The sequence below is a fragment of the Haloferula sp. genome, assembly GCF_049672945.1.
Classification (GTDB): Bacteria; Verrucomicrobiota; Verrucomicrobiia; order Verrucomicrobiales; family Akkermansiaceae; genus Haloferula.
The window spans coordinates 13,810-34,878 of sequence record NZ_JBATWY010000218.1 but is presented as its reverse complement, the minus strand read 5'-3'; the positions used below and the strand labels follow the sequence as shown (position 1 = coordinate 34,878).

General features: G+C 57.9%; 15 protein-coding genes. 10 read left to right on the top strand and 5 right to left on the bottom strand.

The window, feature by feature from the left end; all coding sequences use genetic code 11:
- The first annotated feature begins 311 nt into the window (after positions 1-311).
- The 3 genes from WBG04_RS19075 to WBG04_RS19065 are packed head-to-tail and all read left to right on the top strand — an operon-like array spanning position 312 to position 1,989.
- On the top strand, positions 312-1,121 hold the full coding sequence (locus tag WBG04_RS19075) for a thymidylate synthase (RefSeq protein ID WP_424316311.1): 810 nt from the start codon (positions 312-314) through the stop codon (positions 1,119-1,121).
- 17 nt (positions 1,122-1,138) lie between these two features.
- Positions 1,139-1,600, top strand: a complete 462-nt coding sequence (locus tag WBG04_RS19070; RefSeq protein ID WP_424316310.1) for a dihydrofolate reductase — start codon at positions 1,139-1,141, stop codon at positions 1,598-1,600.
- Positions 1,601-1,617: 17 nt separating this feature from the next.
- Positions 1,618-1,989, top strand: coding sequence for a DUF3127 domain-containing protein (locus WBG04_RS19065; protein WP_424316309.1), 372 nt, complete (start codon positions 1,618-1,620; stop codon positions 1,987-1,989).
- Positions 1,990-1,995: 6 nt separating this feature from the next.
- Here WBG04_RS19065 and WBG04_RS19060 read toward each other — a convergent pair whose 3' ends face one another.
- Positions 1,996-3,228: a competence/damage-inducible protein A gene (locus WBG04_RS19060; RefSeq protein WP_424316308.1), complete on the bottom strand. Its 1,233-nt coding sequence runs from the start codon at positions 3,226-3,228 to the stop codon at positions 1,996-1,998.
- Positions 3,229-3,236: 8 nt separating this feature from the next.
- Positions 3,237-3,602 carry a ribosome silencing factor gene (rsfS, locus tag WBG04_RS19055; protein WP_424316307.1) on the bottom strand — a complete coding sequence of 122 codons (366 nt, stop codon included), beginning with the start codon at positions 3,600-3,602 and terminating at the stop codon, positions 3,237-3,239.
- A gap of 136 nt (positions 3,603-3,738) precedes the next feature.
- Here rsfS and WBG04_RS19050 point away from each other — a divergent pair, with 136 nt between their 5' ends.
- Together WBG04_RS19050 and glnD are read left to right on the top strand one after the other, a co-directional pair.
- Positions 3,739-10,491: a hypothetical protein gene (locus tag WBG04_RS19050; RefSeq protein WP_424316306.1), complete on the top strand. Its 6,753-nt coding sequence runs from the start codon at positions 3,739-3,741 to the stop codon at positions 10,489-10,491.
- 129 nt (positions 10,492-10,620) lie between these two features.
- Positions 10,621-13,362 carry a [protein-PII] uridylyltransferase gene (gene glnD / locus WBG04_RS19045; protein WP_424316305.1) on the top strand — a complete coding sequence of 914 codons (2,742 nt, stop codon included), beginning with the start codon at positions 10,621-10,623 and terminating at the stop codon, positions 13,360-13,362.
- Between the two features lie 11 nt (positions 13,363-13,373).
- Here glnD and WBG04_RS19040 read toward each other — a convergent pair whose 3' ends face one another.
- Positions 13,374-14,633 (bottom strand): PQQ-binding-like beta-propeller repeat protein, encoded by a 1,260-nt coding sequence (locus tag WBG04_RS19040; RefSeq protein ID WP_424316304.1) that lies wholly within the window; start codon positions 14,631-14,633, stop codon positions 13,374-13,376.
- A gap of 88 nt (positions 14,634-14,721) precedes the next feature.
- Here WBG04_RS19040 and WBG04_RS19035 point away from each other — a divergent pair, with 88 nt between their 5' ends.
- Positions 14,722-15,138: a hypothetical protein gene (locus WBG04_RS19035; protein WP_424316303.1), complete on the top strand. Its 417-nt coding sequence runs from the start codon at positions 14,722-14,724 to the stop codon at positions 15,136-15,138.
- A gap of 83 nt (positions 15,139-15,221) precedes the next feature.
- On the opposite strand, the gene ahcY is transcribed toward WBG04_RS19035, so the two are convergent.
- Both ahcY and metK read right to left on the bottom strand, forming a co-directional pair.
- Positions 15,222-16,652 (bottom strand): adenosylhomocysteinase, encoded by a 1,431-nt coding sequence (gene ahcY, locus WBG04_RS19030; RefSeq protein WP_424316302.1) that lies wholly within the window; start codon positions 16,650-16,652, stop codon positions 15,222-15,224.
- Positions 16,653-16,676: 24 nt separating this feature from the next.
- Positions 16,677-17,870 carry a methionine adenosyltransferase gene (gene metK, locus WBG04_RS19025; protein ID WP_424316301.1) on the bottom strand — a complete coding sequence of 398 codons (1,194 nt, stop codon included), beginning with the start codon at positions 17,868-17,870 and terminating at the stop codon, positions 16,677-16,679.
- A gap of 56 nt (positions 17,871-17,926) precedes the next feature.
- Here metK and WBG04_RS19020 point away from each other — a divergent pair, with 56 nt between their 5' ends.
- From WBG04_RS19020 to WBG04_RS19005, 4 genes are all read left to right on the top strand, one after another.
- Positions 17,927-18,847 carry a metalloregulator ArsR/SmtB family transcription factor gene (locus WBG04_RS19020; protein ID WP_424316300.1) on the top strand — a complete coding sequence of 307 codons (921 nt, stop codon included), beginning with the start codon at positions 17,927-17,929 and terminating at the stop codon, positions 18,845-18,847.
- A 42-nt stretch (positions 18,848-18,889) separates the two neighbouring features.
- Positions 18,890-19,738 (top strand): phosphodiester glycosidase family protein, encoded by an 849-nt coding sequence (locus WBG04_RS19015; RefSeq protein WP_424316299.1) that lies wholly within the window; start codon positions 18,890-18,892, stop codon positions 19,736-19,738.
- Positions 19,739-19,905: 167 nt separating this feature from the next.
- A complete protein-coding gene (locus WBG04_RS19010) occupies positions 19,906-20,298 on the top strand; it encodes a hypothetical protein (RefSeq protein ID WP_424316298.1) in 393 nt (130 codons plus the stop codon).
- A gap of 56 nt (positions 20,299-20,354) precedes the next feature.
- Complete coding sequence (locus WBG04_RS19005; RefSeq protein WP_424316297.1) at positions 20,355-21,068, top strand: hypothetical protein; 714 nt, start codon at positions 20,355-20,357, stop codon at positions 21,066-21,068.
- Position 21,069 lies beyond the last annotated feature (1 nt).

Sequence of the window (21,069 nt, the reverse complement as noted above, 5' to 3'; positions counted from 1 at the left end):
GCGGTAAAGCGCTGATAAGAGCGACTTCCGTCAAACAGCTGCCCGAGGAAAACAAAAAATCCCCGGACGTCGGTGGGGGACACCAGCGTCCGAGGACTTTCTAATCGGGGGGATTGTTGACCCGCGGAATTGCTGTCCCGGCAGGAAAGTCAGCGTGAACCGCTTGGGGGGAGACGGTGGCTCGCGCTGACTCCTTCAACATACCCGGAAAGAGCCGCTCCAACACCCCATGATCACGTAGAAATGTTGAAAAATCGGGACTTTTCCCCACAACGTCTTGCCCGGGCCCTTCATCGAGTCACAATTCCCCCATGCGCCAATACCTGGATCTGCTTCGTGACGTCCTCGAGACCGGCGAAGAGCGTGCCGACCGAACCGGTACCGGAACCCGCGCGGTCTTTGGACGTCAAATCCGCGTCGATCTGCGCGAAGGATTTCCCTGTCTTACAACCAAGAAGCTCCACCTCCGATCGATCATCCACGAACTGCTTTGGTTTTTAAAAGGCGATACCAACATCGCCTATCTGAAGGAAAACGGCGTCCGGATCTGGGACGAGTGGGCTGACGAAAACGGCGACCTTGGTCCCGTCTACGGTCGCCAATGGCGCTCCTTCCCCTCCCCCGACGGCCGGCATATCGACCAAATTTCCGAGCTTGTTCATGGCCTGAAAGGAACCCCCCACTCCCGACGCCATCTCGTCGTCGCCTGGAACCCCGGCGAGATTTCCCGGATGGCGCTTCCTCCCTGCCACTGCCTCTTCCAGTTCTTCGTTCACGAGCCCGAGTCCGATCGGCCCGGCCTTTCCTGCCAACTCTACCAACGCTCGGCCGACATCTTCCTCGGCGTCCCCTTCAACATCGCTTCCTATGCCTTGCTGACTCAGATGATCGCTCAAGTCTGCGGTTTTGAAGCACGCGACTTTGTCCACACCTTCGGCGACCTTCATCTCTACAACAATCATATCGATCAGGCAAAAGTGCAGCTTGAACGCAGCCCTCGCCCGCTCCCCACCATGAAGATCGATCCCTCGATTACCGAACTCGACCACTTCACCATCGAGCACTTCCAGCTCGAAAACTACGACCCCCATCCCCACATCAAGGCATCCGTCTCGATCTGAACAAGAATCATCCCTCCATGAAGCTCACCGCCATCGTTGCCATGACGCCCGACCACATCATTGGTCGGGATGGCACCCTGCCGTGGCACCTCCCCGAGGATCTTGCCTTCTTCAAAAAAACCACCAGCGGTCATCCCATCCTCATGGGTCGAAAGACCTACGAATCGATCGGTCGGCCGCTCCCCAAGCGGCGGAACATTGTCATCACTCGCGACACCGCATGGTCTGCCGAGGGCGTTGAAGTGATCCATCATCCGGCGGATCTGACCAAGCTCGATATCGAGGGTGAAGTTTTCATCATCGGCGGCTCGGAGATCTATCAGTCCTTTCTCGATCAACTCGACGAGCTCCTCGTCTCCCACATCTTTGAATCCTATCCCGGCGACACCCGCTTCCCTGAATTCGAGCATCTTTTCGGATCCCCCGAAGTGGTCGAAACTCATGAAGCCTTCGAAGTCCGCCGTTACCTCTCCAACTGACACACCGACGACAAACCATGGCCAACAACTTCGAACTCACCGGCACCCTCAAACACCTCATGGATCTCCAGACTTTCGCCAGCGGCTTCACCAAGCGTGAATTCGTCATCGAAGTCCAGGACGGCAAGTATCCTCAGATGATCAAGTTTGAGTGCGTCAAAGACAAAACTGCCATCCTCGACGACCTTGCAATCGGTGACAACGTCACAGTCACCTTCGACATCCGCGGCAACGAGTTCAAGGAACGCTTCTACGTCAACCTCGTCGCCTGGAAACTCAGCAAAGCCGACGGCACCTCCGACTCCGGATCACAGGACGGGCCACCCGCATCCTCGCTCGACGAGCAGTTCGACAACGAACCCGACGATTCGGACGACATTCCTTTCTGATCGCGATCAGCTTTCCGCTGCGCGGAAAATCATCTCAAGCGCGGTTTGACTGACCGTCTGCTTGAAGGAAACGCGATCACGAATGTAGCGTTCACGCCGTACCCGGGTTTCTTGCCCCTTGATTGCGAGGCCGATGAAGACGGTCCCTACCGGCTTCTCATCGGAACCACCTCCAGGACCGGCAATCCCCGTCACCGAGACGGCGATGTCCGCCGCGGAAACACGCAAGGCACCGTCCGCCATCTGGCGTGCTACGGGCTCGCTGACCGCACCAATCGATTCAAGATCTTCCCAAGAAACACCGAGAAGGTCCCGCTTGGCCTCGTTGGCATAGGTCACGAATCCGTGGGTCAACACCGCGCTCGATCCGGGAACATTCGTCACTCGATTCGCAATCAGCCCGCCGGTGCAGCTTTCCGCGATCGCGAGTTTGAGACCCCGCTCGCTCATCCGCTTGACGACGACTTCCTCAAGCGAACTTCCGTCTTCCGAAAAACAGCATTCACCAAAAGCAGCCAGCACAATTTCCCGTCCCTTCGAAATGGCGTCGGCATGGCCGATCAGTCTCACATCGACTTCGGACATGCGTGAGCAATAGCCGACCTCAAGGCCGGGAATGGCGGTCAACAGACGGTCCACCTTCTGATGGATCGCGCTTTCTCCAATGCCCGCGAGCTTCAATTCAAGTACGCCATCTGCCGTTTCTCCGCCCGAAAGACCACGCAAGCGCGATGCCACCTCGGCCTCGAACATCGGATAAAGCTCACGCGGTGGACCCGGCAGAAGGAAGACCGCGCAATTCGCCACTCCATTCAATCGCGGTGGAACGTAGATACCCGGTGCCGTGCCATGGGGATTCGGCAGCACATCAGCACCGACCAGCACCTGCGCCTGCTTGCGATTGTCCGGAACCATCTCATAGCCTCTCGCCGCAAAAAACGCCTCAAGCGAGCGCATCGCCGCCTCGTCTTCAATCAACTCAACTCCAAGCACTGCTGCCGTCGCCTCGCGAGTAATGTCGTCACTCGTCGGACCCAGTCCACCCGTCACAAGCACGACGTCGGATCGACCAATGCACTCCGCCAGAGCCTCGCGTATCGCATCGCCATCGGGCACGGTCGTCTGCCGCTGCACCCGCAATCCGAGTTTGAAAAGCTCCTGACCGAACCACTGGCCATGGGTATTCATCGTCGTTCCAAGCAGCAACTCACTGCCCGTATTGAGAATTTCAATCCTCACAGCTCGCTTCACTCCACGGGTGCATCATCCCACTGAACCTCCTTGGCATCGCCCCAAAGGCTCTCCAGCCCATAGAACTCGCGCATCTCAGCGTGCATCACGTGCACCATCACATCGATATAATCCAACACCACCCAGCGGGTATCCGTCTTGCCCTCGGTGTTGACCGGCTTGGCTCCCGTCCCCTCGTCGACGTGTCCCCGGACATCCCGCAAAATGGCGCGCAGATGGGGCATTGAAGATCCTGAACAGACGACCATGTAGTCCGTCAGAGTCGAGAGTCCGCGCAGATCCCAAACACGGATGTCCTCCGCTTGAATTTCTGCCGCTGCTTTCGCACACGCGATCGCCAGTTCCTTTCCTTGTGCTGCCATTTTCTGTTCCCTCTCGCCGGGGGCTCATGCTAGCCGCCATCCGAGCCTTGGCTATCGAAAAAGTCTGCCAATGTCGATGCCACACGCCGAATCCTCCGTTCTTCCCTTCCCCTCCCTGATCAGCTATCCCTGATCCATGAAATTAGCAATTCTCCCCCTGCTGATCGCCCTCCCGCTGTTTGCTGCGGATCTGGATTTCAAAGAAAGCTTCGCCGATCCGGCCACCCGCAGCGCCTCTCTCCAGGAACTCATTCCCGGCACCCGCGACTGGTTCTTCTACCATGCGCTCGACCACCAACTCTCCGGTCGAACTGAGGATTTCGCCAAAGCCATGGCCGACTGGAGGGCCGCAAACGAATCAGCCACCCGAACGATTGAACTCGATGGATTCGAAATCCTCGCCACCCGCGAACTACTGCTCCGCTACGAGTCCGATCCGAAAAGGAATCTCGCCGCGCTGATCGACCGATTCGATCTCAAGTTCGAAGACACCCGGCCAGACGCCCGTGAGGTCGAAAAACTGCCAAGCACTCTCGATCCCACCCAGATCTCACGCGATGCCTTCACCAAGGCCGCCTCGCTCGAGAGCCCGAAGGAAGGGTGGCGCGCCCATCAACAGCATCAGCTCCTGCTCGACCTCGCCGAAGTCGAATCCTTCAACGACGACCGCCTCCGCTACTACCTCAAGGAACTTCAGCGCGCCGATTACCCCGGCGTCACCGCTCTCGTCGCGCGTGGACTATCCATGAAGACACCGATCGGATTCGGTGATGCTCCCCTTCACCAGCAACTCACGCTCGCGCAACTGGACGAACTCCTCATCAGCCGGCCCGACCTGATCTCAGACTTCAAATTCGTACCGCTCTATCTTTCCAAGCTTCGCGTGCACAGCGACGCCGAATTTATCCGGGATACGGCCCTCCACGCGGCCTACCTCGACAAGTGCCGCGCCTTCGCTCTGAACCTACCACCCTCTCAAGTCAGCCTGCGCGCCCATATTCTCTACCACCACCTCCGCCTCCAGCGGGAACTTGGCAATTACCCACTGAACGACTTCATCGCCTACATCGCCATTCCCCGCAAACAGCATCCGATCCTGCGTGATCGTACTCGGAACAACCTGAAGTATCCGATGCTCTCTGTCAGCTACTCCGACGCCACCGGTTGCCCGCCGGTCGGCTCCGACGAGGAACTCGTCGACGACTACCTTCGCCACTTCCTGGGAAAAACCGATACCACCGAAACCTTCGGCCCCTACCTCGAAGTCCAGACATTGAAGAAAATCCACGCCCGCGCGCGACTCCTTGCCGGTGCCGATCCCGGCCGCTGGGGACGCGAAATCGATCCGGCCGAGTTCGCCGATCTTCTCGATGAAACCCGACTCGACTTCGCACCCGGCCAACCTAACAGCCTCGACTCCGACTCGCAGGTCAGCCTGCAACTCGAGCTCAAGAACACGCCCGAGCTTCTCATCCGTATCTATCAACTCGACCTGCCGTCGATCCTCAACCGCCAAGGCAGTGAACCCGGACCGGATTTCAATCTCGATGGACTCGTCCCCCATCACTCGCGAACCATCAAGTTCTCCCAGCCACCGCTTGTCCAGCACCGCGCGTCCATCGATCTCCCCGAGCTCAGCGGCTCCGGTGCGTGGATCATCGAATTCGTCGCCGAAGGTGAAGCCTGCCGCGCACTCCTTCGCAAAGGTCACCTCACTCCTTATGTTCAGCGTGACGCCGAGGGGCAGAGCATCCGCGTCTTTGATGAAAGGAATCAACCCGTCACCAATGTTACGTATGCACTCGGACCCGTCGGAACCCAATTGAAGGCTGACAAATCCGGCGTGATTCGGATTCCCAATTCCGACCTCTCAAGCGCGACCCGAGGCATCATCTCCAGCGGCATGCTCGCGCAGGTTTTCGAAATCAACGACCGCTCGGATCACTTCAAGCTCGATACCCGTATCCACCTCGATCGAGAACAGCTGCTCGCCGACTCCCGCGCGCACGCCCGCATTCATGTAGAGCTCTCAAACCATCGTCACCCACTGCCTCTTGAACGCATCGAAGACGCATCTCTTACCCTTTCCGCCAAACTCGTCAGCGGAGTCACGATCGAACACGTCATCGCAGAAGATCTCGAAATTTCACCGATCTTCGATGTCCCTTTCCAAGTTCCTACCGACGCCGTCCACCTCACCCTCAAGCTTGCTGGCACCATTGTCCCTCGCGACAACGCCGATCCGATAAAACTCGAATCCTCGGCAGCCTTTGACTTCAACACCCTGCTCAAAGGCCGCTTCACCAGCGCCAACTTTACCCAGACACCCCAGGGCCACGTCCTCGAAGTGCGTGGTCGAAACGGCGAACCACTCCCAAACCGCGCGATCCAATTTACCATCCTCCATCACGACTTCAGCAGTTCGGCCCAAGTCACCACCCGCCTCAGATCCGACGACGATGGCCGCATCGAACTCGGCAGTCTCGAAGGCATTCGATTCATCGCCGCCAGCTACGACGGCAAAGACCTTGCAAAACTCAGCCGCATCGAACTCAAACCGAGCACCCAACTCACCAACACGATTCGCGTCTCGACTGAAGAAGTCATCCGCCTTCCCCTCGACTCGCCATTTGACCGCAGCGTCTACTCCCTCGTCGAACTCGACCTCCGCCAACGCCCTCGCATCGACCACGCCGACAAGCTCATCACCGAAGGAAACCAAATCATCCTGCGCGGCTTGACCCCGGGCACTTATCGATTCCGCTCCTCGACAAACGAAATCCGCATTGAGATCGAAAAGGCTACGACGACGGGCGACTTGTTCATCACGGATACCAAGATTGCTCCACAAGTCCTGCTACCGACTCCGATCCTGTCCGACATCCAGATCGAGGGAGATCAACTACGCGTCAAAACCACGGGAGCCAGCCCCACAACGCGCGTCCATGTCATCGGCTCGCGCTACATTCACCCATGGAATCACTGGCAGGCTCTCGCCCCCTTCCAGACGCCGCTACCACCCGTGCTGACACCGGGTTTCCAAGGGAATGACTTCCTCACAGAGCGACGGCTTGACTCAGAGATGCGCTACATCCTCGAACGCCGCTCCGCGAAAACCTTCCCCGGCTCGATGCTTCCCCGCGCCGGCCTGCTCGCGTTGCGATGGAGCAAAGAAGACATCGATTCCGCAATGCTTCCGCCCCTCGATGGAGCAGACGGCAGATCCTCAAAAAGGGGATCGCCCCAACGATCCCGTGACAGCGGCAGCGACCCCTTTTCCGCCGGCGGTGGTGCTTCCCGCTCCGACATTCCGGACTGTCTCGACTACCTCGCCCGCTCATCCGAGCTGCGCTACGATCTCACCCCTGCCGATGACGGCACCGTCCGCCTTCCGCTCGCGACCTTCGACGGCTGCCAAGTCATTGAAGTTGTCGTCGCCGACTCAGGCTCTCTCCACCGCCAGTCCTTCCCGCTTCCCAAGCATCCCATCCCGCTGCGCGACCGACGTCTTTCGCATCCGCTCGATCCGGAAAAGCACCACCTCGGCACCCGCAGCGCAGCCGCCCTGGCAAAGGATGCCGAAGCCACCATCACCAATATTCTCGATGCCGACTGGCGCGCCTTCACCACCCTAACAGAAGCACATGAGTTCCTCTACGGTGCCACTGGTGACGAGAAACTCCGCGACCTGAGTTTCCTTGTCTCATGGCCCGAACTTGATGAGCAAGCCAAGCTCACCCACTGGTCAGAGCACGCCAGCCACGAGTTTCACCTCTTCCTCGCGCGCAAGGACCCCGGGTTTTTCAAGAAGCACGTCAAAGCCCTGCTCGCCGAGAAAGCCGAGCCGAAATTCATCGACGACTACCTTCTCGAGCGCGATCTCAACGGCTACCTCCAACCCTTCGCCTGGAGCCGTTTGAACGCCGCGGAAAAAGCCCTGCTTGCCCAAGCGCTTCCTCAAGCCCGCCCACGCATCGCCTCAGAACTTGAAAACCGGTGGGAACTCGAATCCCCCGCACCCGAACAACAAACCCGACTCTTCAGCCAAACACTAAGAGGCACCGACCTCGCCACTCAGGACTCGCTGGGCTTGGCCCGAAGCGAAAGCCTGAGTGGGCCCGCCACCACCTCGGTGGGTGCGACTCTGATTATCCAGAAACTGAAAAACGTCATCATCCCAGTCATCGATTTTGAGGATACCACAGTCGAAGAGGCGATCGACTACCTCAGAGTTCGTTCAATTGAACTGGATACCTGGGAAATGGATCCTGAACGGAAGGGAATCAACTTTGTCCTGCGCAACCCACGAGACGGCGAAAGCAGCCTTGGACAGACCCGAATCAAGGAGCTTCGCCTCCGGAATGTCCCCTTGGCGGAAGCTCTCAATTACATTTGCGAAGCCACCCGCCTTCGCTGGTCGACTGATGATTTCGCCGTCACTGTAAAGCCCGCTACCGAAGTCGGCGAAGACCTGTTCACGAGAACCTTCAATGTCCCACCCGACTTTGTAAACCGAATCAGCGAAGGATCCGGCAGCAGAAGGCAGTCCATTACTGAGGCACTAAAAGCAAACGGAATCAAATTTCCGCCCGATTCGGTCGCGAGCTACTTTCCATCAAGCAGCACCCTGATGGTTCGAAATACTCCCACCAATCTCGACATGGTGGAGACCATCGTATCTGTCGCAGGTATCGACGGCTTCGCGGCCATCCCATCGGACGGCAGTGGAATTTCCGATCCTTTCGCCGCACCAGATGACATCCTACCTCCCCTCATCGGCCTGGAATCGGAAGACCAGGGAAGTTCCGAACTCCAGAATGCCGTCGGTCAACCCTTCTACGCCCGCCCTTCCTGGTCCTCCAAGCGAGGCCAGACACGCCTTTGGCTGGCTTCGAACTACTACCGCCATAGTGGTGCCACCGACGAATCCCTGATTCCTCTCAATCCCTTCTGGCTCGATCTCGCGAAATGGGATGGCAAAGGGCCGTTCATTTCACCCCACTTCAACACCTGCACCCACAGCGCGAACGACGCCCTGATGTGCCTCGCCCTGCTCGACCTCCCCTTCAAGGCCGAGCGCCCTGAAGTCAAAGTCGAGGGCTCATCCCTCACGGTCAAAGCACGCGATGCGATGCTGCTCTTTTACAAAGACACTCGTGTCACCGACCAGATCGCGCCAGACGCCCCCCTGCTCGTCCGCGAAACCTTCCACCGCCTCGACGACCGCTTCCGCACCGAAGCCGGCCGCAAGATTGAAAACACCATCACCGGAAACTTCCAAACGGGAGTTGCCTACGGGGCTTCGCTCGTCGTCACCAATCCTTCCGGTAGCGGCCGCCGTATCGATGTGCTCGCGCAAATCCCCGCCGGAGCAATTCCCATCGCGGCCAAACCTCCGACCCTTTCCGAGACCCGTGAGCTCACCCCCTACGGCGTGCTGACCTTCGACCTCGCGTTCTACTTCCCTGCCCCCGGTGAATTCGGCGTCTATCCGATGCAGGTCGCCGAGAACGACATGATCCTCGCTTCCGCTCTGCCGAGGACGCTGGTGGTCCGTGAAGATTCCATCGAAGACGACCGTGCCTCATGGACAGCCCTTGCCCGCGACGGCAGCGACGAAGACGTGCTCGCCCGCCTGCGCAGCGCCAATCTGCACTCAACCGACCTCGGACTGATCCGTTGGCGTTTGCGTGAACGCCCCTTCTTCCTCGCAGCCTCCGCCATTCTCCACGACCGACTCGTCCATTCCCAGTCCGTCAGCGCCTACGGCTTCCTCCACGCCGATGTCCCCAGCATCCGGACTTGGCTGATGGTTTCAAATGCCCGCAATGAAGTCGGCGCGTCCTTGAGAAGTCCGCTACTCACGATCGATCCCGTCCAGCACCTCGACTGGCAGACGCTCGAATTCGACCCTCTCGTCAACCCACGCAGTCATCCCTTCGGAGAAAATCCACGACTCAGCTTCGATGCCGCCCGCATGCACTACGAGGCTTACCTTGAGCAACTCGCTTGGAAGCCAAAACTCAGCTCCTCGGAACAACTCAAGCTATGCTGGTTCCTCTTCCTCCAGGATCGGATCGGCGAAGCCCTCGAGCGATTCGAGAAAGTCGACGCGAGCAAAGTCATCGGCCAACTAAGCTACGACTATCTGCTGGCGGTCGTGCATTTCCACCGCTCCGAGCCGAACAAGGCCCGTATCCTTGCCGAAAAACACAAGAGCCTGCCACCCGGTCCGTGGCGTGAACGCTTCGCCGCCGTGCTGGCCCAAGCCGAAGAGATCACGGCGTTTTCAAGACCGCGGACGAAGGAACAGAAAGCTATCGAAAAGGCAGAACCGACTCTTGAGATCGCGCTCAATGCCGATGGCACACTACGTCTCAGCCACACGCGCCTGAATCAAGTCGACCTGAAGCTCTATCATATCGACCTTGAGATGCTTTTCTCCAAGAACCCCTACCTCTACGACACCGACGATCTCCCGGGCACCCGTCCGAATCTCGTTCGCCAAGTCGGACTTCAAGGAACGGAAACGGACATCGAGCTTCCAGCGGAATTCCGTCGTGGCAATGTCCTGATCGCCGCCGACGCCGGTTCGGCAAAGACCCTCCAGATCCTCGACAGTCAGTCGATCAAACTGGAGCACCGCAAAACCGACAGAACCTTGCAAGCACTCGATGCCAGGAAAGGCACACCACTTTCCGCCTGCTACGTCAAAGTCTACCGCGAGGAAGACGGTGAGCCTGTCTTTCACAAAGACGGCTACACCGACCTACGCGGAAAGTTCGACTACCTGACGCTCACCAACGGCGAAGCCCAACCCACCGGCGACATTGCCATTTTCGTCGACCATCCTGAAAAGGGCTCCCGAACTCTCATCATCGAGCGCTAGCCAAGGAGCCCACTGAAGGACAGGTAGGGGAGGTTCTTCTTTCTCGATTCATGTGCCGGAGCCTGCCCCGACTCCCTCGGATTTTGCATTTCACAATCCCACCATCCCCATACAACCTCGCGGCAGTCCATGTCCGCCCACCTCAAGACGCTCAAAGACCACGCCAAACAGGCCCTCAAACCCGCCACCCAGGGCCAGCTCTCCCCGGCCGAGCGCATCGCCCTCTTCAAGCGTTTCCTCAAAATCGAAGAACATCGGATCAAACTCCGCCATCGCGCCGGGGCCGGAGGCCTCGAAATTGCCCGCGACCGGGCCGAACTCATCGACGTCGTCCTCCGCTCCATCTTCGAAACCGCCGACAGGAAGAACGAGTCCACCGCAAAGATGACCCTGGTGGCGACCGGTGGCTACGGTCGGGGCACCCTCAATCCCGGGTCCGACATCGATCTCCTCTTTCTGCTCCCCCGCGCCTCCCACAACCTGCCCAAAGACCTCGAGGCCGTCGTTCACGAAGTCCTCTATCTCCTCTGGGACGTGGGCTTCAAGGTCGGCCATGCCGTCAGATCGATTGCCGAATGCATTCAACAGGCCAAGGCGGATCAGGAAAACAAGACCTCGTTGATGGACGCCCGGCGTATCACCGGCGACCGCACCTTGTTTTCCGACTTTCGCAAACGCTTCAAAAAAGAAGCCATCGACAAAGGACAAGCCGCCTTCTTCGAACTCCGCCGACAAGACCTCCGTAGTCGCCACGAAAAGTATTCCCGCACCGTCTTCCTTCAGGAGCCGAATGTCAAAGAAGGCTGTGGCGGCATGCGCGATTACCAAAACATCCTTTGGGTCACTCAAGTCAAACGCGGCAGCGCCAAACTTCAGAAGCTGGTTGATGCCAAGTTACTCACCGCCACCGCCCACCGCGAGATTGAGGAAGCCTACGATTTCCTCAACCGAGTACGCAATGAACTGCACTACCAGGCTGGTCGCGGCTCGGACCAGTTGACACTGCGGCTTCAAGGGGTCGTCGCCACCAAGTTCCGCTACCCTCAGCGATCGATCCTCCGTCGTGTGGAGTTCTTCATGCGCGACTACTATCGGCACACCCGGCACCTCTATCAGCACACCAATTCGCTGATGGAGATTTTCGAGATCGAACAGGATGACCGGTCAGAAGTCGGGATCCGCTCCTTCCTCACCTTCCGCAAAAAGAGAACCGAGACCTTCGATGGCTTCATTTCTCGTGATGGTCGCATCTTCCCGAGTAATCAGAACATCTTCAAAGAGGACAAGCATCGCTTGATGCGTCTGTTCCAGCACACCCAGCTGCGCAATCTCAGGCTGAGTCCTCCCATGCGCAAACTGGTCAAGGCTCATTGGGAAGACATCGATCGGTCCTTCCGTTACAACAAGGCCAATCGCGAGACCTTCCAGGCCATCCTGAGCCGCAAAGGCGACGCCGCCCGCACCCTCCGACAAATGCACCGGGTGGGATTCATTGGCCGCTATCTCCCCGAATTCGGAGCACTGGATTGCCTCGTGCAGCATGAGTTCTTTCACCGCTACACCGCAGACGAGCACACGCTGAGGTTCATCGAGACGATCGACCGACTGGTGGACACCCCACACCAGAACCTCCGCCTCTTCCATACGCTCTTTCACGGCATCGAGGACCCGTATGGCTTCAACCTGGCGATCCTTCTGCACGACAGCGGCCGCTCGGAGAATGTGCGTGAGCACATCGACGGCTCCGCGATGCTTGCCCAACGGCTTTGCAACCGCCTTCAGATCAAAGGTAGCCGCCGTAAAATGATCATGTTCCTCGTGGATCACCATCTCACCTTCTGGCGCTACGCCACGACGAAGAACATCGAGGATACCGAAGTCATTGAGGAATTCGCCAACCTGATGAAGACCACCGCACGGCTCGATGCGCTGATGCTCTTCACCTACGCCGATTCCAATGCCACGGCGCCGGACGCCTGGACTTCGTGGAAGGAGACCCTGCTCAAACAGCTCCACCGCTCGACGCGAAAGTTTCTCACCGAGGGTCGCGAGAACTTTACCAATGCGATTCGTGCCGAGAAGAAGACGCTGCGAGACAAGGCGACGTCAGTCCTTGGCGAGGATTACAAAAAGGATATCGCCGATCATTTCTCCAAAATGCCCGGCAGTTACTTCAGATTCCGTAATTCCGACAGCGTTCCCATTCATATCAAGACCGTGCGCAGCTTTCTCCGTAAGGAGGCAAGTGCCAACGGCGCTTTCGAATGCGCCGGTCAGGCCACCGATTTCATCGATCGCGGTTACACGGAGTTGGTCATCGTCTCACGCGACCGTCCCCACTTCCTTGAAAAGGTCTGCTGTGCGATTGCTGCTCAGGGCATCAACATCGTCTCCGCCGATTTCTTCACCCGCACTGACGGCGTGGTGGTCGATATCTTCCGGGTTTGTACGACCGACTTCGAACCCGTCGTGGACCCGAAGATGAGGGAAGGCTTCACCAAGACCCTCTACCAACTCGGAGCCACGGAAGCCTACGACCCGGGCAAGTATCTCAAGGCGAAGACAAGCTTCCTCCGACCCCGGGACGAATGGGGAATCGCCTTCCCCACCAGGGCCCACATTTCAAATGATCTCCACCCGACCTGCACGGCAGTCGAAATTCAAGCCATCGACCGAATCGCCCTGCTGCACGATCTTTTCCATGCCATCAACCAGTGTGGATTGGACACGGTCCACGCCCGGATTTGCACCGAAAAGGGAGCGGCCATGGACACCCTGTATGTCACGCTTCCGGGCGGAGGAAAAGCAACGGACGGCTTTCAGTTGGCCTGCCTGAATGAAAAACTTCAGGAGGCCATCAAGCCAAGATGAGCTGGCCAATCTCAACCTCCAAAGCAGAACAAACTCCGGTCGCCACGTAGGAGCAGCTTCCCGTCGACAACCACTGGCGATGCAATCACTCCTTCGCCAAGCTCGTTCTTGGTGACATCTTCAAGGCCGTTCTTGCCGGCCTTTGCCGTGAAGGTGATCCCATCTTCCCGCGGGAAAATCATGAGCCCGCCTGCAAGCAGTGGCGACGCATAGTAGGTCTGCGCTCCCTTTGGCAATCGATCCGTCCAGAGAACCTTGCCACTTTCCGCTTCAATGCAGGTCACGGTGCCACGCTTCGGACCACTATCAGTGAGTACATAGAACTTCCCGTCATCAGCAATCGGCGTGGCCGAGTCACTTCCCAAATCGTATTTCCAAAGATGTGCCGACTCGGTGACATCGCCTTTGCCACCCATCTTCACCCCGGCAACAAATGCTCCGCGTGAATAAGGGACGAGCGCCACATCACCTTCAGCCACCGGAGAGGCAATCACCCGCCACGCCTTCTCTTTGTTCGGATTGAATCCTCCCACCGTCCAAAGAATCTCTCCGGTCGAGGCATCCTGGCCTGTCAGATGATCGGCACCCCAGCAAACAATCGTCTCTTTTCCATCGAGATTGAGAACTAGCGGTGTCGTGTAGGCATCTCCCGATTCAACGCCGGTTTCGAAATACCTGTTATTCTTCCAAACCATTTCACCGGTCTTGGTATCGAGCGAGACAATGTAGGAAGGAGCATCGGTCTGCATCATCGCGACGACGAGCTTGCCCCCGGCGATGACCGGCGATGTCCCGACATCCCACCAAAGTTTGTCCTCCCCGAATTCCTCGAACAAATTGATTTCCCAGCGCAGTTCCCCGTCCAGTTCAAGTGCGGCGACCTTGCCTGACTTGAAGAAAACATAGACCGCTTCGCCATCCGTCGCAGGCGAGGAATTGGCGGAACTCCCGACCCGCTGACCGCGTCCCGGCCTGAGTTTCCCCAAAGACGTCTGCCATAATTCCTTTCCGTCCATATCGTAGGCGACCACTCCGTCCATCTCTCCAATCGAGGTGGTGACAATGATTTTCCCGTCCACCACGAGCGGAGTCGAACATCCCCGGCCGGGCAATTCGACTTTCCACAATAGATTCTTCTCACCTGAAAATTCCGCCGGAGGCGCGGCGCCTGATACTGAACCGTCTTGATCCGGACCACGCCAGCTCGGCCAATCAGCGGCGGAGCCGAGATTCATCAAAGAGGCGAATAGCAGGAGAAATGGTGCTTTCATCGTTCCTATCTACTAGCCCCACAAAGCCAATCTCTCAAGCATCCTTCCTGTCAGATGCTCAGGCCTACATTCTTGTTATCCGATTCCAATGGAGCTTGCCAGAAACATCGTGGGAGCATCGGGGCTTCAAGGAATGAATTGGAACGAAAACCCAAACCGCCACACTTTGGGCGACATCGAGGACCTGGCGCATCCACCCTCGGGTGGCAGACTCAAGTTCATCGCCCTCGGGATTCTGCTTCCCGCCGCTATCGCTGGATATGCGGCAAGAGCGTGGGTCCTCGAAGAAGCCATCTGGTTGGGTCAGAACGGGTCCAGCATGGATCTCACGGGAGATGCGGCTCGCTCGCTTGCCGTCTGCTACGCCGCGGCGGCGATGTTCTGCCACTTCCGCTGGTTCTGGGGCCTCGTTCCGTCCTACAGGATCTTCTCGACTGGTATCGTCATTTCCATGCTCACCGGCCTCGGTGCCTGCTCTGCGACGCTTTACCACGTTCTGAAGTAGGGGCTAAAAAACAAAAACCCCGCCGGCGTTTCGCCAGCAGGGTTTTCAAAAATGAGGGAGCAGGAATCACCCCGATCCAAGATTCAGTAGCGGTAGTGCTCCGGCTTGTAGGGGCCTTCGACCGGCACGCTGATGTAGTCGGCTTGATCCTTGGTCAGCTTGGTCAGTTTCGCGCCAACCTTCTCAAGGTGGAGGCGAGCCACTTCTTCATCGAGGTGCTTCGGCAGAACCTTCACCTCACCGGCCTTGTAGCTGTCCTTGTTCTGCCACAGATCGATCTGCGCCAGCGTCTGGTTGGTGAAGCTGTTCGACATCACGAAGCTCGGGTGCCCGGTCGCGCAACCAAGATTCACAAGACGCCCTTCAGCCAGCATGTAGATGCTGTTGCCGGTCGGGAAGGTGTACTTGTCAACCTGCGGCTTGATGTTGGTCTTCACCACACCTTCCGCCTTGTCGAGCTTGTCGATCTGGATCTCGTTGTCGAAGTGGCCGATGTTACAAACGATCGCCTGGTCCTTCATCTTCTCCATGTGCTCGAGCCGGATGATGTCGTAGTTGCCGGTGGTCGTGACGTAGATGTCACCCCAGCCGAGCGTGTCCTCGATGGTCAGCACGCGGAAACCTTCCATCGCGGCCTGGAGCGCACAGATCGGATCGACTTCCGTCACCACCACCTGCGCACCTTGGGCGCGGAGAGCCTGGGCGCAGCCCTTGCCGACGTCGCCGTAGCCGCAGACCACTCCGACCTTGCCGGAAATCATCACGTCGGTGGCACGTTTGATGCCATCCACGAGCGACTCGCGGCAACCGTAGAGGTTGTCGAATTTCGACTTGGTGACCGAGTCATTCACGTTGATCGCAGGAACGAGCAAAGTGCCAGCCTTGGCCATCTGATAGAGGCGGTGGACACCGGTGGTCGTCTCCTCTGAAACGCCCTTCCAGTCCTTGACGATCTTGGCGAAAATACCCGGCTGATCCTTGCCGATCTTCTTGAGGAGATCCTTGATGACCTGCTCTTCCTGGCTCGCAGCCGGGCCGTTGACCCAATCGGAACCGTTCTCCATTTCGTAACCCTTGTGAATCAGAAGAGTCGCGTCACCGCCGTCGTCGACGATCAGTTCCGGGCCGAGACCGTCGGGATTGACGAGCGCCTTCCAGGTGCACCACCAGTATTCCTCAAGCGTCTCACCCTTCCAGGCAAACACAGGAACACCCGATGCAGCGATTGCCGCAGCAGCATGATCCTGGGTCGAGAAGATGTTGCAGGAAACCCAGCGCACTTCGGCACCGAGTTCGACGAGGGTTTCGATCAGCACGGCGGTCTGAATCGTCATGTGGAGCGAGCCCATGATCCGGACTCCCTTGAGCGGCTTCTCAGGACCGTATTTTTCGCGCGTGGCGACGAGACCGGGCATCTCGTGCTCGGCGATTTCGATTTCCTTGCGGCCGAAGTCGGCCAGCCCGATGTCCCGGACCTTGTAGTCCTGGGTCGTAGGTTCTGCTACTGCACTCATAATAGTTTGTTGTTTCTTGATTGGTTATTTCGCGGCCTTCTTGAGCGCCGCGGCCTTGTTGGTCTTTTCCCAGGGAAGATCGCAATCCTCCTTGCCGAAGTGACCGTAGTTGGTGGATGCCGAGTAAATCGGCCGGAGAAGTTTCAGCTGCTTGACGATGTCGGCAGGTTTGAAGGAAAACACCTTGAGCACCGCACCCAGGATCTTTTCATCCGAGACCGCACCCGTGCCGAAGGAATCAACGTGGACGCTGACCGGAAGCGGATGACCGATCGCATAGGCGAACTGGATCTCAACTTTTTTCGCCAGTTCAGCGGCGACGATGTTCTTCGCGACCCAGCGACCCATGTAGGCGGCGGAACGATCAACCTTTGATGGATCCTTGCCGGAGAAGGCGCCACCGCCGTGACGTCCGGTGCCGCCATAGGTGTCGACAATGATCTTGCGACCCGTGAGGCCCGAATCCCCTTGGGGGCCACCAATCACGAAATTACCCGTCGGATTAATCAGGAATTCAGTCCGCGAATCCATCATGCGCTTCGGCAGAACTTTCTTGATGACCTGATCGATACAGAACTTCTCAATGTCAGAATGCTTGGTCCCGGCGGCGTGCTGGGTGGAAATCACCACGTTGACGATGCGCTTGGGCTTTCCCTCCACGTATTCGACCGAGACCTGGGTTTTCGCATCGGGACGCAGCCATTTGACCTTGCCGGTCTTGCGAATGCGGGTGAGTTCACGGCCAAGACGGTGCGCGAACATGATCGGGGCCGGCATCAACTCCGGAGTCTCATCGCATGCGTATCCGAACATGATGCCCTGGTCACCCGCGCCCTGCTCGGCGTGCTTCTTGCCCTCAGCCTTCTTCGCATCAACACCCTGCGCAATGTCCGGAGACTGAGTGGTCAGGTAGTTGTTGATGAACAGCGTATCGGCGTGAAAAACATCATCGTCATTGGTGTAACCAATGCCGCGCACGGCCTCACGAATCACCGTATCGATATCGATCACCGAGCCAATCGGCTTCTGGCCGATCTTCGGAATGGTCACTTCACCGCCGACAACGACGATATTCGACTTCACGAAAGTCTCGCAGGCGACACGGGACTTGGGATCGACCGCGAGACAGGCGTCAAGAATGGCATCGGAAATGGTGTCGCAGACCTTGTCAGGATGACCCTCACCAACGGATTCAGAGGAAAAAATGTAGGAACTCATAGCTGTTTTGTTTTTCGTATCGTCAAATCGTGATGCGTTGATGTATTAGCTTTTCCATGCCGTCAATGCTGAAATCCCTGAAGCTTCTGGCCGATCCGACCCGCCTCCGCATTCTGCTGCTACTCGAGCGCGAGTCCCTCAGCGTCGCCGATCTTCAGGAACTCCTCGGGATGGGCCAGAGCCGCATTTCCACTCAACTTTCCCAATTGAAGATCGAAGGCCTCGTCAGTGATGAGCGCAGTGGAAAGAACAACATCTACCGCTCGTCGATGCCTCCCGAGCTGGCATCTCTGGCAATCAAGGCCGCCGCGGAAATCCCTGAAGTGTCCAAAGACGACACCGCCTTGCGACACTTGCAACGGAAGCGCCAGGACCGGGCACGGACCTACTTCGACGAGTTGGCGGGGAAATTTGGCCGTGACTATGTTCCCGGCCGCTCCTGGAAGGGGCTCGCCGAAGCTTTGATCAAGGTCATGGCCAGCGGCACCGTGGCCGACCTCGGAGCTGGCGAAGGCACCCTATCCCAGCTTCTCGCCCAGCGGGCCGAGAAGGTCATCGCGGTGGACCTTTCTCCAAAGATGGTCGAATTCGGCTCCGAACTCGCCAAAAAACATGGCCTGAACAACCTTGAATACCGACTTGGAGATTTGGAGTCCCCGCCGCTTGAGGATAATTCTCTCGACCTCGCCGTCCTTAGCCAGGCACTGCATCATGCCGCCCATCCGGATCTCGCGGTCCTTGCGGCCCACCGCGCGCTGAAACCGGGAGGGCGTCTGGTGATCCTCGATCTCGTGCAACACAACTTCGAACAAGCCCGCGAACTCTACGCCGACACCTGGCTCGGCTTCGGTGAAGGAGAACTCTCGGCGATGCTGGAAAAGACAGATTTCGCGGAAATTGAAACGGCCGTCGTCGATCGCGAAACCGAGCCCCCTCACTTTCAGACCCTGCTGGCCGTCGCCCGGAAGAAGGCGTGAAGGATTTGCACGAACCTTCTACTGCGAGCACGCTAAGCCCTCATGCGATCCCTATTGCTCATCGCGCTTGCCTTGGTTTCATGTGCCCCTGATCCCTCAGGGCCACTGGCTCCGCTGCCGACGGCTGAAAACCAGCCAAGCCAAATCGAGGCGGCCAGCTCTGCTCTTCGGGTCGATCCATCATCGGCAAGCTCACCCACACAGCCAACACCATCCAGACCTCTCGTCGCCCCAACCCTGGTTCGCACGTCGTTGGGCGGTATTTCCATCGAGGCCATCTGCTTCGACTCGCTGACCCACTACCTCGCCGTCGTCGATCAGTCAGCGGGACCAGGAACCCAATGGCCTGACGGTCGTAGCGCCGGCAAGTCAGTGAATGGAATCGCAGCGATCAACGCAGGATTCTTCACCCCTGAGGGAAAACCGCTCGGGCGGGTCATCGCTGACGGAAGCTCTGTCGGAGCCATCAACCGTGTCTCATCGCTGGGCTCCGGCTTTTACGTTCGCGACGCCGCGGGAGCCATGGACCTGCTGCGCAGAGAATCATTCAAAGGAGGCCACCATGCCCTCCAATCCGGACCATTCCTGATCGAGGGCTCGCGTGCAGTTCAAGGACTCAGCAACAAGCAATCATCGGCCCGGACCTTTGTCGCCTACGACGGCCAGTCACGATGGATCATCGCCAGAACCGGCGCCTGCTCGCTGGCCTCCCTCGCCCAAGCCTTGTCGGGACAATCGATCGGCTCAACTCACCTCAAGCAAGTCCTCAATCTCGACGGCGGTCGGTCCTCCGAAATCTGGGCCTCGGGAAAGGTGACCAACGGCCCCCTCTTCGAGCGGCCTTTTTGGAATAAACCGGTTCGCAACTTCCTTGTTCTCAAAGCACGGTGAAGTTCTTTTTAAAAGGTATTCCCCAATTACTTAAGGTAAGTTAAATAACTGAAATTCAAGCGAATGAAACTCCTGAACCCAGTTGACTGAAAGGGGATTTTCAACTAATTCGTAGGCCTCTTGGACGAGCTTGATTAAGCCTTCGTCCCGTAAATGATTTTCTCCCCATGAAGTTTTCTTCAAAGCAATTGAAAGCCTTAATCCTCCTCGGCTCATCGCTTGTCCTCGCCTCATGTGGGTCGATGGATGGAATGAAAAGCACAACGGCCAGTGGCGTCAGCAAGGTTGGTGAAGGCTTCGGAAAGGTCGGCAGCGGCATCGGAAGCGGATTCGGCAAAGTGGCGGACTTTACGATGTCCCCCTTCCGTCCGGGTGTCCCTGTGGTCGAAGCGCGCGAAGACTCACTCAAGGAACTTCCCAGCGGACAGGAGCAAGCCCTGGCCTATCAGCAGAAAAACGGCGGCTTTTGGAGCTTCCTCGGCCCGGTCAGCTTCAAGGAACCGACACTCCCCAGTGACAGCGGAGCGATCGACGGCGGGCTTCTTCCGCCGCTTGAGTAATTTCTGCACAAAGTTGTAAACCGTTTTGGCTCGTCTGCCGTTTCCTTCTGGAACGTATGAAAATCCAATTTGCGCTAGTTCTTACCGGACTGATCCCCATGTCCTCCTTCGGTGCCCTCTCTATTACTGAGACTGACGGTGCAGCCCCGACCATTTACTCCAACGGCGGAGGTGCAGACTTCGGCGGAGCCTTGGGTGCCGGGTCATTCTCATTCGACGCTGATACGACGGCAGGAACTCTCACGGTCGGCTTCACTCCAGGGGGTGGTCTGGGGTCGAATATCGTGGCTCTCTATCTTGATACTCGACCAGGAGGCTTCGGAGACGCTGACATGAGTGACACCCTCGACGCCGGACGGAATGTCATCACCAACCTTGGGTCTTTCGGCAATGAAGTGTTTCCGACCGGGATGTCTGGTGGCCTGCCGGATTACGCGATCGCATTCGGGTCCTTCGGCAGCGTTGCCTTTGAATTGACCGGAGGAGAATTGGGCTTTCTCAGCTTTGATGCCGGATCATCCGTGACCGTCAACCTCTCTGATATCGCCAACCCAACGAACATCGATTGGTTCGCCGGACTGGCCTCCGAGACGCTGTTTCTCTCAAACGAGTCATTTCCCGCCAGTGCGACCCTGAACGCCTCCGGCAATCCCGGCTTTGACGCGATCGGGACCTACGAAGATTTCAACCGTTTCGTTGTGCCGGAACCTTCCGTCGCACTTCTCGGTGGCCTTGGGATTCTCGCCATGCTTCGCCGCCGCCGTTCCTAAT